General features: G+C 37.4%; 14 protein-coding genes. 5 read left to right on the top strand and 9 right to left on the bottom strand.

Translation table 11 applies throughout. From position 1 onward, the window contains the following. Positions 1-1431, top strand: a complete 1431-nt coding sequence (gatB, locus tag N9Y32_05460; protein MDB2590461.1) for an Asp-tRNA(Asn)/Glu-tRNA(Gln) amidotransferase subunit GatB — start codon at positions 1-3, stop codon at positions 1429-1431. Positions 1432-1458: 27 nt separating this feature from the next. Here gatB and N9Y32_05455 read toward each other — a convergent pair whose 3' ends face one another. Then, a complete protein-coding gene (locus tag N9Y32_05455; GenBank protein ID MDB2590460.1) occupies positions 1459-2088 on the bottom strand; it encodes a site-2 protease family protein in 630 nt (209 codons plus the stop codon). Positions 2089-2145: 57 nt separating this feature from the next. Here N9Y32_05455 and N9Y32_05450 point away from each other — a divergent pair, with 57 nt between their 5' ends. Beyond that, positions 2146-3828 carry a proline--tRNA ligase gene (locus tag N9Y32_05450; protein ID MDB2590459.1) on the top strand — a complete coding sequence of 561 codons (1683 nt, stop codon included), beginning with the start codon at positions 2146-2148 and terminating at the stop codon, positions 3826-3828. A gap of 18 nt (positions 3829-3846) precedes the next feature. Next, entirely contained in the window at positions 3847-4659 is an 813-nt protein-coding gene (asd, locus tag N9Y32_05445) for an archaetidylserine decarboxylase (protein ID MDB2590458.1), read from the top strand. Here the strand turns inward: asd and N9Y32_05440 are convergent. The 8 genes from N9Y32_05440 to N9Y32_05405 all read right to left on the bottom strand — a co-directional run bounded on the left by N9Y32_05440 (position 4651) and on the right by N9Y32_05405 (position 13054). Continuing rightward, the gene (locus tag N9Y32_05440; GenBank protein MDB2590457.1) at positions 4651-5898 is read right to left on the bottom strand and encodes a CNNM domain-containing protein; all 1248 of its coding nucleotides are present in this window, start codon (positions 5896-5898) and stop codon (positions 4651-4653) included. The two genes, asd and N9Y32_05440, sit on opposite strands and share 9 nt — an antisense overlap. Before the next feature lie 35 nt (positions 5899-5933). Beyond that, positions 5934-7214: a phosphopyruvate hydratase gene (gene eno / locus N9Y32_05435; GenBank protein ID MDB2590456.1), complete on the bottom strand. Its 1281-nt coding sequence runs from the start codon at positions 7212-7214 to the stop codon at positions 5934-5936. 18 nt (positions 7215-7232) lie between these two features. After that, positions 7233-8342: a molecular chaperone DnaJ gene (dnaJ, locus tag N9Y32_05430; protein ID MDB2590455.1), complete on the bottom strand. Its 1110-nt coding sequence runs from the start codon at positions 8340-8342 to the stop codon at positions 7233-7235. Positions 8343-8424: 82 nt separating this feature from the next. Continuing rightward, positions 8425-10335, bottom strand: coding sequence for a molecular chaperone DnaK (dnaK, locus tag N9Y32_05425; protein MDB2590454.1), 1911 nt, complete (start codon positions 10333-10335; stop codon positions 8425-8427). 78 nt (positions 10336-10413) lie between these two features. Continuing rightward, a complete protein-coding gene (coaD, locus tag N9Y32_05420) occupies positions 10414-10893 on the bottom strand; it encodes a pantetheine-phosphate adenylyltransferase (GenBank protein ID MDB2590453.1) in 480 nt (159 codons plus the stop codon). Between the two features lie 24 nt (positions 10894-10917). Then, positions 10918-11493, bottom strand: coding sequence for a 16S rRNA (guanine(966)-N(2))-methyltransferase RsmD (rsmD, locus tag N9Y32_05415; protein MDB2590452.1), 576 nt, complete (start codon positions 11491-11493; stop codon positions 10918-10920). A 3-nt stretch (positions 11494-11496) separates the two neighbouring features. Beyond that, the gene (gene ppa / locus N9Y32_05410) at positions 11497-12027 is read right to left on the bottom strand and encodes an inorganic diphosphatase (protein MDB2590451.1); all 531 of its coding nucleotides are present in this window, start codon (positions 12025-12027) and stop codon (positions 11497-11499) included. Next, complete coding sequence (locus N9Y32_05405; protein MDB2590450.1) at positions 12011-13054, bottom strand: ribonuclease D; 1044 nt, start codon at positions 13052-13054, stop codon at positions 12011-12013. Before N9Y32_05405 ends, ppa begins: the two co-directional genes overlap by 17 nt. An 86-nt stretch (positions 13055-13140) precedes the next feature. Between N9Y32_05405 and N9Y32_05400 the strand changes: the two genes are divergently transcribed. Together N9Y32_05400 and N9Y32_05395 are read left to right on the top strand one after the other, a co-directional pair. After that, positions 13141-15300 (top strand): ATP-binding protein, encoded by a 2160-nt coding sequence (locus N9Y32_05400; GenBank protein MDB2590449.1) that lies wholly within the window; start codon positions 13141-13143, stop codon positions 15298-15300. Between the two features lie 15 nt (positions 15301-15315). Next, the gene (locus N9Y32_05395) at positions 15316-15900 is read left to right on the top strand and encodes a response regulator (protein ID MDB2590448.1); all 585 of its coding nucleotides are present in this window, start codon (positions 15316-15318) and stop codon (positions 15898-15900) included. Position 15901 lies beyond the last annotated feature (1 nt).

Here is a 15901-nt window from a genome sequence, read left to right as displayed (position 1 = left end):
ATGGAATGGGAAACAGTTATTGGCTTGGAAATTCATGCCCAGTTAAGTACTAAATCTAAGATTTTTTCATCTGCCAGTACGCAGTTTGGCCAGGCACCAAATTCTCAAGCTTGTGCAGTTGATCTGGGCTTGCCAGGTGTGTTGCCTGTATTGAATGTAGAAGCTGTTAATAAAGCCATTAAGTTTGGTTTAGCAGTTAATGCGCATATTAACCAGCGTAATATTTTTGATCGAAAAAACTACTTCTATCCTGACCTACCTAAGGGATACCAAATCTCACAAATGGATTTGCCGATTGTTGGTGAAGGTGAAATTGAGATTAAAATAGGTGATGAAACTAAAGTAATTGGCGTGACACGTGCTCATTTAGAAGAAGATGCAGGCAAGTCAGTGCACGACATGTTTAATGAATATACAGCAATAGATTTAAATCGTGCTGGCACGCCACTGCTTGAAATTGTTTCAGAGCCAGATATGCGTGGTGCCAAAGAGGCAGTGGCTTATGCTAAGAAAATTCATGCTTTAGTGCAATATATTGGTATTTGTGATGGTAATATGCAAGAAGGCTCATTTCGTTGCGACGCCAATGTTTCGCTTCGTCCTATGGGTCAAGAAAAGTTGGGAACGCGAGCAGAGCTTAAAAACATCAATTCGTTCAAATTTTTAGAACGTGCTATTAATTTAGAAGTGGAGCGTCAGCAAGATATTTTAGAGGAGGGCGGTTCGGTGGTCCAAGAGACGCGTTTATATGATGCGGTTAAGCATGAGACTCGTTCTATGCGCTCAAAAGAAGAAGCGAACGATTATCGCTACTTCCCAGACCCTGATTTATTACCTGTTGAAATTACTGATGAACTGATAGCTTCTATTAAGGCTAGCCTACCTGAGCTTCCAGTAGAGAAAAAAGCGCGATTTATAGCTGAATTAGGTTTAAACGAATATGATGCAGATATACTAACATCACAAAAGTCTTTGGCAGATTATTTTGAAACTATGCTCAAAGATAATGAAAAAAATGCCAAGTTATGCGCAAATTGGGTGATGGGAGAGTTGTCTGCTTCGCTTAATAAGCATCAGCTGGATATTGAAAATTCTCCTATATCTGCAAACGACTTGTCACAATTAATTGTACGTATTGGTGACGACACTATCTCAGGAAAAATTGCTAAAGATGTCTTTAAAGCTATGTGGGATGGTGATGGTTCTGCAGATGCTATTATTGAGTCCAAAGGTCTTAAACAAGTAACTGATACAGGTGCAATTGAAGCAATTATTGATGAAATAATTGACAATAATGCACCTCAGGTTGAACAGTTTAAGTCAGGAAATGAAAAAATCTTAGGATTTTTTGTCGGACAAGCGATGAAAGCTTCCCAAGGCAAGGCTAATCCAAAATTACTCAACCAACTGCTTAGAAAGAAATTAAGCTAATTCAAGACTTACTTTTTATAAGCTGTTTTAAATCAGACCAACTAAAGTATAAGCCCAATTTTGAATGAGTTTGACTATCGGTAAAATAACAGTTTGAAAGACGCCTAAAAATAATAAACCAAGCAATATAAACAAACCATAAGGCTCTAATTGATCATACTGATAAGCCAGTTTTTGCGGTAGTAGTGAGCTCACAACGCGACCACCATCAAGAGGGGGGAGCGGTAGTAGGTTTAATACTGCTAGTAATAAATTTATCTGAATGCCAACTTGCGCCATGTCTGCCAAGAATTGAGATCCAGTGTTGATGGCGGCAAAGATAACAATCAGCCATAATGTCGCCATGATAAAGTTACTCATAGGGCCGGCAATTGCTACCCAAAGTATATCTTTTTTTGGTGACCTAAGGGCTCTAAAATTAACAGGAACAGGCTTTGCCCAGCCAAAAATGAATCCGGCAGTAAAGTATAAAAAAGCCGGAACAATAATTGTACCAACCAGATCGACATGCTTAATTGGATTAAGGGTGACTCTGCCCATCATTCTTGCACTATGATCCCCTAACAGAGAGGCTACCCAGCCATGTGCGGCTTCATGAACCGTAATTGCAAACAAGACAGGGACGGCGTAAATTAATAGTGTTTGAATCTCAATCATAATAAGGCTGCTCGGGTAAAATTAACACAATTATTTAAAACCATCACTTCATTTTATATGAAAACCACACAACTATTAATTCCAACTCAGAAAGAAGCGCCAAATGACGCTAAAATTATTTCACATCAGTTAATGATTCGAGCCGGTCTTATTTCTAAGCTAGCTTCTGGTTTGTATTCTTACCTGCCAATGGGAGTGAGAGTACTTAAAAAAGTGGAAGCCATTGTTCGTGAAGAAATGGATAAAGCAGGGTCCCAAGAAGTATTAATGCCAGTAACACAACCTTCCGAGCTTTGGCAAGAGTCAGGGCGTTGGGATGAGTATGGTCCAGAGTTACTGCGTTTTAATGATCGTCATGGTCGAGAATTTTGTATGGGTCCAACTCATGAAGAAGTAATCACCAATTTAGCGGCTCAATACATTCGAAGCTATAAGCAATTACCAATGAGTTTTTATCAAATTCAAACAAAGTTTAGGGATGAAATTCGTCCTCGATTTGGCGTTATGCGTTCGCGTGAATTTATCATGAAAGATGCTTATTCTTTTCATTTAGATCAAGAGTCGTTGCAGAAAACTTATGATGCAATGCATCAAACATATTGTAATATTTTTGATCGCCTAGGCTTAGATTATCGTGCAGTGTTGGCAGATTCAGGATCTATTGGTGGCGATGCGTCGCATGAATTTCATGTATTGGCACAAAGTGGTGAAGATGCTATTTGTTTTTCAGATGAGTCTGACTATGCTGCTAATATTGAAAAAGTAGCTTTTTCTAAGCAAGCCAATATGTGTTCGTCTAAAGCCCAAGAAAATGAAATCTTAACTAAGAAAAAAACCAGTATTGAAGAAGTAGCTGATTTTTTATCTGTTGAAAAATCAATCTGCATTAAAACTTTAATTATTAAATTGGCAGGTGGGTTCAAAGCATTAGCACTTCGAGGTGACCACGAACTTAATGAAATTAAAGCGCAGAATTTATTGGGTGAATTTGAATTAGCTTCTGATGATGATATTAAATCGTTAGGGTTGAAAAAAGGCTTTATTGGCGTTAAAGGCTTAGATATCGAGCTTATAGTTGATTATTCAGCTAGCGCTTTATGTGATTTCGTTTGTGGCGCTAACGAGTGGGATAAGCATCTCACAGGTGTAAATTGGCAAGATATTGAATTTGTTGAGGCAGATTTACGTAATGCCATTGAAGGGGATAAATCTCCAGATGGTCAAGGAAAATTAATTATTAAACGCGGTATAGAAGTCGGGCATATTTTTCAGTTAGGTGATAAATACTCTAAAGCCATGAAAGCTAATGTGATTGGTGAATCAGGCAAGGCTGTCACCACCACCATGGGTTGTTATGGTATTGGTGTTACTCGTGTTATTGCAGCCTCGATTGAGCAAAACCATGATGATCGAGGTATTATCTTCCCTGAGGCAATTGCACCTTTCCAAGTTGTTATTGTGCCAATTAATTACAATAAATCTACTCGAGTTAAGGATTTGGCCGATAATTTATATCAGCAATGCTTAGATGAAGGTATTGAGGTTTTATTAGATGATAGAAAAGAGCGAGCAGGTATTATGTTTGCAGACTCGGAATTATTAGGTATTCCTCATCGAATTGTTCTTAGTGATACACATGCTGATAATGGCATGGTTGAATATAAGGCAAGAAATAATGCGCAAAAGCTTGAAGTTAACTATGACGAAGCGTTAGCTTTTATTCAATCTCAACTAAACTAGATTTTTTAAGGAAGAATTATGATTTGGTGGCAATATATTATTCCCCAGCATGCGCTATCAAAGCTTATGTTCCGTTTCGCTCGACTTGAAAATGTTTGGCTTAAAAATAAATTTACACATTGGTTTGTTAAGTCATACCAGGTAAATTTATCTGAAGCGGTTCGTGAAAAAGTAGAGGATTATCAGCACTTTAATGATTTCTTTACTCGCGCGTTAAAACCAGAGGCGCGTGAAATTGGTTCTGCTAATATTGTATGCCCTGTTGATGGAGCGGTGTCACAATCTGGTGAGATTAGTCACGCGACTATTTTTCAAGCAAAAAATCATTACTATACTGTTTCGGCCTTACTTGGTGGGGATTATAGGGCGGATCAATTTGAGTCAGGCTACTTTTCTACAATCTATCTATCACCCAAAGACTATCACCGTATTCATATGCCTTTTGACGGCAAGTTAGTATCCATGGATTATATTCCTGGTGACTTATTTTCGGTAAATAAGGCCACTGCCGAAGGTGTTGATAATCTTTTTGCAAGAAATGAGCGAGTTGTATGCTATTTCCAAACTCAGTTTGGCTTATGTGCTTTTGTACTAGTGGGCGCTATCTTTGTGGGCTCTATGCAGACAGTTTGGGAAGGTCAAATTAATCCACCTTATCAGAAGAAGGTTCAGAATTTTGACTATACAAATCAAAATATTGAGCTTAAAAAAGGTGAGGAAATGGGGCGCTTTAATATGGGCTCGACCATTGTTATGTTAATGCCAAATCAAGAGAATAAGTTAAATTTGAGTGCTGGACAGATTGTTCGAATGGGCGAGTCTTTAATCTAGTTTAGTAAGCCTAACTAATTTTATGGTCTTATCAGAAATTTGCAAGATCTCTACTAATATTTCCCCAATTTTTAGACTAACGTCGCGCTCTGGAATGGCTTGTAACTCTTCTAAAATAAGGCCATTTAAAGTTTTAGCTTTCGAGGTTGAAAGCTTTGAACTAAGCAGTGCATTTAACTCTCGCATACTTATTCTAGGATCAACCAAATAACTCCCATCTTCTTGTAGACTAACTTCATCAAAGCGCTCATTTTGATTTGAAGTAAATTGACCAACAATCTCTTCTAAGATATCTTCGAGTACAATTAAACCTCGAACCTCTCCATATTCGTCGACAACAAGACCTAGACGTCTTTTTTGTGTTTGAAAATGCTCAAGCTGATGTGCAAGAGAAGTCCCTTCAGGCACAAAATATGGAGCACGAACTAGCGATAAAACATTATCTATTTTAAATTCTCCCTTAGCATAGAGATTTACAACATCTCTCATGTGTAAAACACCCGTGATGTTGTCACTAGAATTATCGTAAGTAAGTAGGCGTGTATGCTGAATGCGCTCAAGTTGCTTTAGGATTTCATCAGGCTTATTGATGTCCACACTAATTAACTCATGTCTAGGAATCATAATATCTTCAACTTTAACTTTTTCTAGGTCGATAATATTAAGTAACATTTTTTGATAATTCGAAGCAATGATGGGTTTTGCATCACTCACCACCATGCGTAACTCTTCAGAACTAATATTGTGATTTTGTTGATCAGCATGAATACCGAAAAGCTTTAGAATGAGCTTTGAAAGTTGTGCAATCGTCCAAACAAAAGGCTTGAATAGCTTAATCAAAAATTTGATAATTATAGAAGCAGGGAGGGCGATTTTCTCAGGGTTTTTAGCTGCAAAAGTTTTGGGTGTGGTTTCTGCAAATACCAAAATTACAAAAGTAAGTGCTAATGATGCTAAGACAATAGAGTCTTCTCCACAGAGTTTAATAGCCAAAATAGTTGCAATACTAGAGGCAAAGATATTAACAAAGTTATTGCCGAGAAGGATGGTGCCAATTAGATGATCTGTGTCCTGAAGTAAATGCTCAGTTCTTTTTGCATTTTTATTAGTCAGACTTAAAGCTTTTAGGCGATAGCGATTAATTGCCATCATTGAAGTTTCGGCAGATGAGAAAAAAGCAGAGGCTAGTATCAAGCCAAATAACAAGATACTAAGCCAGAAAGTCGAAAGTGATTCCAATAAGTTGTGGCGTATTAAATGAATTAAAGCTTAGTTTAATTCAAATGTTTAAAAGCATCAAGTCCTGTGTAAATTGCTTTGGCGCCCAATTCTTCTTCAATACGTAATAAGCGATTGTATTTTGCTAATCGGTCTGAGCGTGATAAAGAGCCTGTTTTAATTTGGCCACAACCAGTTGCTACTGCTAAATCAGCAATAGTTGTATCTTCAGTTTCACCAGATCGATGCGACATAACCGATGTGTATCCTGCTTTTGCAGCCATCTTCATGGCAGCGAAAGTTTCAGTAAGAGTACCAATTTGATTAACTTTGATTAAGATTGAATTGGCAATATTGTTATCAATGCCTTGTTTTAAAATTTTGCTATTGGTCACAAAAAGATCATCACCCACTAGTTGTACTTTATCACCAACTTTTTTGGTAAGTAAATCCCAGCCTTCCCAATCATTTTCATCCATACCATCTTCGATTGAAATAATAGGATAGTTTTCAACCCAATTGGCTAGATAATCAACAAACTCTTGAGAGTTTAAGGATTTATTTTCAGAAACTAAATTGTACATACCATTTTCATAAAATTCAGAACTCGCTGCATCAATGCCAATAAAAATATCTTTACCAGCAACATAGCCTGCATTATTTATCGCTTCTAAGATAATTTTAAGTGCATCTTCGTTAGAAGCAAGGTCAGGTGCAAAACCACCTTCATCACCAACAGCAGTATTCATACCTTGAGCTTCTAAAACAGATTTTAGGTGATGAAACACTTCAGCGCCATAGCGTAACGCCTCTTTAAAACTTGGCGCCCCAGCAGGAATAATCATAAACTCTTGAATATCAACACTATTATTAGCATGCTCGCCACCATTAATAATATTCATCATAGGCACGGGAAGCTTGTAATCATCACCTTGATCAAGAGAGTCATACAATGGCTTATGCTGTCTATTTGCATTAGCATGAGCTGACGCTAAAGATACCGCTAAAATTGAATTTGCACCAAGTCGTGATTTGGTCTCAGTGCCATCTAAATCAATCATAGCTTGGTCAATCTTTCCAAGGTCTTCAATACCAAAGCCAATTAGGGCCTCATTAATATCAGTGTTGACAAATTCTACTGCCTTTAAAACACCTTTGCCTAAGTAACGAGATTTATCCCCATCGCGTAATTCTAAAGCTTCTCGTTGACCCGTTGATGCACCAGACGGTACCATAGCACTACCAATAGTGCCGTCATCGAGAATAACGTCTGCTTCAATGGTGGGGTTTCCTCTAGAGTCTAAGATTTCTCTTGCTTTAATTTGCTTAATTTTCACGCTGGTTCCTATTGTTTTTTATTCGAAGAATGATTTCATTTTACCAAAAAATGAGTCTGATTCAGGATGATGTTTCTTGCTACAGGTACCTGAAAACTCCTCTAAAAGTTCTTTTTGTTTTTTACTTAAGTTAACGGGCGTTTCAATTTTAACCTGACAAATTAAATCACCAGTTCCACCATGACGAATAGCGGTAATACCTTTGCCTCTTAGTCTAAATTGTTTGCCAGTTTGAGTCCCTGCTGGAATTTTAATTTTTAATTTTCCACCCAGTGTTGGCACTTCAATTGAGCCGCCTAATGCCACTGTGGTGAAATCGATTGGTACCTCGCAATATAAGTCGTTACCTTCGCGTTGAAATATTTCATGCGCTCTAACATGCACTTCTACGTACAAATCACCGCTTTGTCCACCGCGAACACCGGCCTCACCTTCACCACTAAGGCGAATGCGATTTCCTGTATCAACCCCGGCAGGGATTTTAACTGATAGGGTCTTTTGCTTGCGAACTACACCCTGACCGCGACATGACCCACATGGAGATTCAATTTTTTGACCAGTACCAGAGCAAGTTGGGCAAGGGCGCTGAACTGTAAAAAACCCTTGCTGCATTTGTACCTGACCTACGCCACCACATGAAGCACAAGTTTTAACACTGGTACCCGGTTTGGCGCCTGTTCCAGAACAAGGCTCACAAGTTTCATTTTTAGGAATTCGAATTTTGACCGTAGTCCCTTCAGCTGCCTCTTTGAGGTCAATCTCTAAATCGTAGCGTAAATCAGAGCCACGATTATCAGCCTGTTGGCGACCACCACCGCCAAATATATCACCAAAGATATCGCCGAAACCACCTCCGCCAAAGCCGCCACCGCCACCACCGAAACCACCGCCAGCGCTACCATCAACACCAGCATGGCCAAATTGGTCATAGGTTTGTCGTTTTTGTTCGTCAGATAAAATAGCATAAGCTTTTTGAATTTCTTTAAATTTTTCTTCAGCCGCTTCCTTGTTATCTGTATTTCGGTCGGGGTGATGTTTCATCGCTAGTCGCTTATAAGCTTTTTTAATTTGCTTTTTATCTGCGTTTTTATCAACACCTAGAACGTCGTAAAAATCTTTTTTTGACATGAACTACCTTATGTAAAGTTAAAAAACCTTCTTCAAATGCATAGATCTGAAGAAGGTTAGTGATTAATTTATATTTTAAAGATTACTTGTCGTCTTTAACTTCTTCAAAATCTGCATCAACTACATCATCACCTGCATCGGTTGCTTCAGAAGCTCCACCATCTGCTGCACCAGCTTTAGCTTGTGCTTTTTCAGCTAATGGTTGAGCTGTCTGCGTTAATGCTTGTGACTTGGCATCAATTGCTTCTTTGTCATCGCTTTTAATAGCTTCTTCAAGTTCGCTAATTGCTGCTTCAATAGCTGTTTTTTCATCTTCAGAAACTTCTTCTTTAAGTTCTTCTAATGTTTGCTTAGTTGAATAAATTAAAGAGTCCGCCATATTTTTAGAAGTGACTAATTCTTGGAATTTCTTATCTTCATCAGCATTTGCTTCAGCATCTTTAATCATTTTTTCAACTTCTTCATCACTTAAACCACTAGAGGCTTTAATTGTGATTGATTGCTCTTTGCCAGTATTTTTATCTTTAGCAGAAACATTCAAAATACCATCAGAGTCAATATCTAGGGTAACCTCAATTTGTGGCGTTCCTTTAGGTGCTGAATCAATACCTTCTAAGTTAAATTGACCTAGTGACTTATTGGCACTGGCTATTTCACGCTCACCTTGTAATACATGAACTGTTACTGCTGATTGATTATCTGCTGCTGTTGAAAAAGTTTGAGAAGCATTCGTAGGAATGGTTGTATTTTTCTCGATAAGCTTAGTCATTACGCCACCCATTGTCTCAATACCTAAAGATAACGGGGTGACATCAAGTAACAATACATCTTTAACATCACCACCTAATACACCTGCCTGAATGGCAGCACCCATAGCAACTGCTTCATCAGGGTTAACATCCTTTTTAGGCTCTTTGCCAAAAAATTCTTTTACTTTTTCTTGTACCTTTGGCATACGTGTAGAGCCACCAACGATAATAACTTCGTCAATGTCGCTTGCTGAAAGGTCAGCGTCATTTAATGCTGTTTGACATGGATCAATTGAACGCTTAATTAAGTCTTCAACCAATGATTCTAATTTAGCACGTGTAATCTTAATATTCATGTGCTTAGGGCCAGAAGCATCAGCCGTTACATAAGGTAGGTTAACTTCTGTTTGCTCAGAAGATGATAATTCAATCTTAGCTTTTTCTGCCGCTTCTTTTAAGCGCTGAAGTGCCATTGGATCGTTCTTAAGATTAACACCTTGCTCTTTATTAAATTCATCAACTAAATAATCCATAATACGCTGATCAAAATCTTCACCACCTAGGAATGTATCACCATTGGTTGATAACACTTCAAAGTGTTTTTCACCATCAACATCTTCCATTTCAATGATAGATACGTCAAATGTACCACCACCTAAATCGTAAACTGCAACTGTTTTATCACCGACTAATTTATCAACACCATAAGCTAATGCTGCCGCTGTTGGCTCGTTAATAATACGCTTAACATTAAGACCAGCAATCTTGCCAGCATCTTTAGTCGCTTGACGCTGTGAATCATTAAAGTAAGCTGGAACAGTGATCACTGCTTCAGTGACTGTTTCACCTAAGTAGTCTTCAGCTGTTTTCTTCATCTTACCAATAATTTTTGCTGAGATTTCAGGAGCAGCCATTTTTTTGCCATTAGCTTCAACCCAGGCATCACCATTGTCTGCTTTAACAATTTTATATGGAACAAGATCGATATCTTTTTGAACAGCATCCTCATCGAAACGACGACCAATTAAACGCTTAATTGCATACAATGTATTTTCAGGGTTTGTGACCGCTTGACGCTTAGCTGATTGACCAACTAGAACTTCGTCAGAATCTTTTGGAAAGGCAACAATTGATGGGGTGGTACGATCACCCTCTGAGTTTTCAATAATTTTAACCGTGCCACCATCCATAATGGCCACACATGAATTAGTTGTTCCTAAGTCAATACCTATAATCTTTGACATTTTTTTGCTCCTTGTAATTTGATATACACCCTATATAGGGGTGAGTATTTCTAATTCAAGCAGAAAAAGGTAAAAAAATTAAAGACGTTCTTTTAGTAAGATTTCGACCGATTTAGGGACAAAGTGACTGATATCACCGCCAAGAGATAAAATCTCTCGAACCAGTGAAGAAGAGATGTTGGCATATTGCTCTGCTGGCGTCATAAACAGAGTTTCAATATTTGAATTTAGGTGTTTATTCATACCAGACAATTGAAATTCATATTCAAAGTCGCTCACAGCTCGCAATCCACGCAAGATTACTTGAGCATTCTGTTCTTTAGCAAAGTCTACTAACAATGTATTAAAGCTTAGTACTTTGACATTATCAATATCTTTTAAAATTTCGCTAGATAAGCTGATACGTTCATCAATGTTTATGAAAGCTGTTTTTTTACTATTTTGAGTAATACCAACAACAACTTCGTCAAATAGTTTGCTTGCACGCTTGATAAGATCAATGTGACCATTGGTAATTGGATCAAATGAGCCTGGATAGATAGCGATTTTTTTTGTCATAAGAAATTTAGTAGTGAATTAGATTCATAATACTTCAATTAAGCAGTAGTGTACTTGTCCTGAGCGCTTTTGTTTGTTGATTTTGATTTTTTGCGAAATTTCTTGATTCAAGAAAATATCAGTTATTTCAAATTCAGATTCTATATATATTTGACTGCCTAATGCTAAAAAACCACCTTTTGAGAGCTTTTTTAGCGCTTTTTCTAGTAATTTTTGATGAAAAGGCGGGTCAAGTAAGACAAAATCAAAGACTTGCGTAGTTTTATTGCTTAAAAAGTCCAAAGCATCAGCATTAATAATTTGAATTTTGTCGGATCTTAGGTTTTTCCGATTTTTTTCTAAACTCTTAAAAGCGCTCGAGTCTTTTTCGATGCTGATAACTTTTTTAGCACCTCGAGAAAGAGCTTCAAAACCAAGTGCGCCACTACCTGCAAACAAATCTAAAAAAACCTTATTACTAGACTGAAACTGAATCCAGTTGAATAAGGTCTCTCGAACTTTGTTAGGTGTGGGTCTTAGCCCTGGCGCATCTGGAAAGTTAAACTTTCTACCTCGATGCTCACCACCAATAATTTGAAAATTGTTGGTGGCTTGAATCAAAGACTAAGGCTTGAATGCATCAAAAGATTCTTGAAGTTCTTGTTTTGCTTCAGCAGCATCGCCCCAACCATCAATTTCAACCCACTTGCCATCATCTAAATCTTTGTAGTAACGAAAGAAATGTTCGATTTGATCTTTAAGGGTTGCATCTACATCATCAATACCTTTAATATTGCGGTATGATTTACAAAGCTTATCAGTCGGTACAGCTAAAATTTTTGAATCCTTACCTGCTTCATCAGTCATACGTAGAACGCCAATTGGACGAGCTGTAATGACTGAATCATGAATGAGTGGATAAGGAGTAATTACCAATACGTCAGCTGGATCGCCATCATCTGCTAATGTTTCTGGCACGAAACCATAGTTACATGGGTAGAACATTGGTGTAGAAATAAAGCGATCAACAAACATAGCACCAGTTTCTTTATCGATTTCGTACTTTACTGGCGATGAATGTGCCGGGATTTCAATAATAACATTAATTTCATCGGGTATATTTCCTGCTGATACGGGTTTAAGACTGTTTTGCATTTTCCAACTCCTCTTTTAAAATATGATAGCGCCAACCAGTAAAAAAGTTGACGGATTGATCGCTACGAATAAATTTCATTAATGTTTTACCATTAGCGATGATTGCTTCATCTAGATTATACTGAACTGCGATTTTTTTAATGAGTATTTGCAGTTCATTTTTTTGATTTTTTTCACTTTTGGTGGGTACTTGATGAACATCGACTTGAATACGCTGTTGTGTGAGTTGCAATTGTTGAGATAAAAAATCACCAAAGGTTGTTTTATCTTGATCAGACATTTTTGTTTTGTTAAGGCTGTAATTGATTAATTGATCATCACTCATAATCCATTTTCTAGGCTTATTACTCTTGATGGCTTGATCCTCTCTCCAAGCCGCTAAATGTGCGGCTTTCTGATGAGTACTCTTTGGGAGTCGTGATAAGCCTTTAACTTTTTTCCAGGCCTGATCAAGATTTGGCAGGTATAAGTTGATATCTGATAATTCTAAGCCATCTGCCATTAGCCAGTCAAGCTTTTGTTCTTGGGTTAGTTGCTCAATCAGTTGTGAGTAATTTTTAATCAAATAACGTACGTCATCAAGTGCATATTCAATAGCTTCTTCAGGCAGAGGGCGCGTGGTCCAGTCCAATCTCGTGTAAGCTTTATCTAGTAGAACTCCTTGTAAGATTTCAGTAAGATTTTGGTAAGATATTTGAGCTGGATGATTAAGAAAGTGAGCAGCAATTTGAGTATCAAAGAGCTGGCTTGGAAGTCTTTTAGATAAATAATATAAGGCTTCAATATCTTGACGAGCAGCATGAACAATCCAAACACTATCTTTTTGGTAAAGCTTGTCAAAAAGCGGCTCAAGATCTTCAACAGCTAAAATATCGACACAATCAACAGCGTTTTTTGTAGCTATTTGCACCAGGCATAAGATAGGATAAAAAGTATCAATACGTTTGAATTCGGTATCAATTGCTAAATGTGTATCGGTCTTGATGGCGTTTAAAAAACCGGTTAACTGCTGTTGCGTTTGTATCATTGTTGTATTTTAGCAACAAGTAGCGATACTGTCGGTTTATTTATGAGATAATTCTGAATAATTAGCTAATCATTTAAGAACAGTCAATGACTACTCGTCAACAAAAAAGCTTTATAAAATCACCACCTGTCTGGTTTTGGGCAGTAGTCTTCTTAACATCTATTTCAGGCACGTTTTACTTAGGCTTGAATCCGGAGTTGATTAGTAGCTGGTGGGCTTATTTAGTGTCCTATAACATCATATTAAGTGTGATAGCTGCTTACTATATTTATACAGATGTAAATCGATTAAAGCGTGACATAGGTAAGGATATTGTTGGCTCTAAATTTACATGGTCATTTATTAAGATTGTTCCTATTCTTGTGATTGTCCCGGTACTGTCGTTTTATATGTTTTCGTTTCAAACAATTCAGAATAACGTAGCCGACTCAGAAAAAGCATTTGATAGTTTTAGCAAAGGCTTTATTCAACAAGTGGATGGTTTATATGTGGGTATCGACCAGGTTAGAATTGAGCGCTATACCGAGCAAACTAAACGCGTATTAACTCTAATCACTTCGTTTGGTAATTTTAAGAAAGAGTCAGAAACATATTCCCAAAGTATGCAAGTTTTTTTAGATGGCTTAATTGATAAAGGTTGGGCTTGTCAAATTTCCCTGTTAGATGATCAAGCAGAAATTATCGCTAAAACAGCTGATATTTCTGATTGTATGGCTATAGACGACCAGTCCTTGCCTGCAATACAGCCAGTTATGATTTTTGTAGATGAAAATACGAATGTTGCTCAAGTTAAAATGTCAACCCGTTACTTAACTAGAACGCCAGAAAAAAACTTCTCGTCGGTTGATGTGGTCTATGCAACAGATCCTGGACTTTCGAGCTTTTTATCGCAAGTTAGCGCTTTTAATAAGCGTACTAAAGATATCAACTTTAGCTTAAATACTTCAATCACCCAGCAGCGATTCATGATTGATTTTTCTTCAACCATATTGTTAGCAGTCCTAAGTGCATTGATGCTGGTTTTTCGTATGATTGAAAAACTCATGAGACCACTTAATAAATTATCACTTGCCACTCGAGAAGTCGCCCAAGGTAACTATGATGTTCGTATTGAGCAGAGTAAAGATACTGATGATGTGCGTTTGTTGATTGATCAATTTAATATCATGTCAAGCAAGATTAAATCCTCCCAAGAAGGTTTAGATACCCATAACATTTATTTAGAAACAATTCTTAAATACTCTTATGGCGTTATTGCGTTAGACCAACATAAAAATATTCGACTCATTAACCCGATTATTGGTGAAATGTTTAATATTGAAGATGAACAATCTTTTATTGGCGGCAATTGTTCAAAAATCGGTGATAAGTATCCAAAACTGGATTCTCTGTTCAAGTTAACAGCAGAAAAATTTAAAGCGAATAATAGAGAATGGAATGAGGATCTTGAGTTAACTTCATTAGATCGTCACTTATTGTTATCGTGCCAGGGCGCTATACTTGAAAGCCATGGCGAAACATTAGGCTATGTGATTATCATTAAAGATATCTCTAAACTTAATCGTGCACAAAAGAAAGCGGCCTGGGGAGAGGTGGCAATTCGTATGGCGCATGAAATTAAGAATCCATTGACGCCAATTTTACTTTCAGCGCAACGATTGCGCAATCGATTCATGGAGTCATTAGAAGGCCGAGATTTAGAGGTGATTGACAAAACCACCAACACGATTATTAATCAAGTGAAGTCAATGGATCTTATGGTTAGTGCGTTTGCTGATTATGCCAACACGCCTAAAATCGAACGTAAGTTAAGTCATTTAAATGAGATTGTTAACCAGTCAATTTCTTTATATGACTCGCAAGAAGATCTGGATATTGATTTTGATTTAGCGGACGATATTCCACTTTTATTATTAGACGCAGTTAGCCTTTCCAGGGTTTTGATTAATTTGATTAAAAACTCAGTAGAAGCGCCGTTTAATAACCAAACTTTGGTGAAGATTTCTACTCGATATCTGCCTAAGAAACACTTAGTTCGTCTAATCGTAACAGATAATGGTGAAGGTTTTAATGAGGAGGTGCTAGACCGTGTCTTTGAGCCTTATGTCACAACAAAAATTAAGGGGAGTGGATTGGGAATGGCCATAGTGCAAAATATTATTGAGCAGCATGATGGGCGAATATTTGCCGCTAATGTGAAGCCACATGGTGCTAAGATTACTATTGAATTTGATTATCAAGTATAAAAAAAGGACAACGCAATGAACGACAAAAGCATTATCGGAAAAATTCTTATTATTGATGACGAAAGTATTAATGCAGAAACAATTATGGATACCTTAGAAGATGTCAATTATCAGGTAAGTATGGCAGCTAACGCACAAGAGGCTAAAACACTTATTGCGCAGCAGTCTTTTGACTTAGTTATGATGGATGTTTGGATGCCAGGCCAAGACGGCATGTCATTATTAGAAGAGTGGACTCGAATGGGCTTTTCAACACCCATTGTGATGATGTCTGGCCATGCGGAGCACAAAGATGTGGTGAAGGCTATTAAACTTGGCGCGGCCGATTTTTTGAAAAAACCCTTGCATGACATTTTGCCATTTGTGCGAAGAATTTTGTCAGAACAAGCTTTTTTAAAGAGTGATGGCAATAGTATTACAGGTATCGATTTTGACGCACCTTTGAAGGTGGCGAGAAATATTTTTGAAAAAGAATATTTTGATTATCATTTACAAAAAAATAATTACAATATTGCAACAGTTGCTGCATTAGCAGGATTGGAGCGAACAACGCTATACCGAAAACTAAAAGATTTAGGGATCGATAAAAACAAGGCTTAAT

It is taken from the genome of Candidatus Thioglobus sp. (genome assembly GCA_028228555.1).
Taxonomy (GTDB): domain Bacteria; phylum Pseudomonadota; class Gammaproteobacteria; order PS1; family Pseudothioglobaceae; genus Thioglobus_A.
Note: the sequence above shows the minus strand (reverse complement) of the source record. Positions and strands in the feature narration are given on the sequence as shown.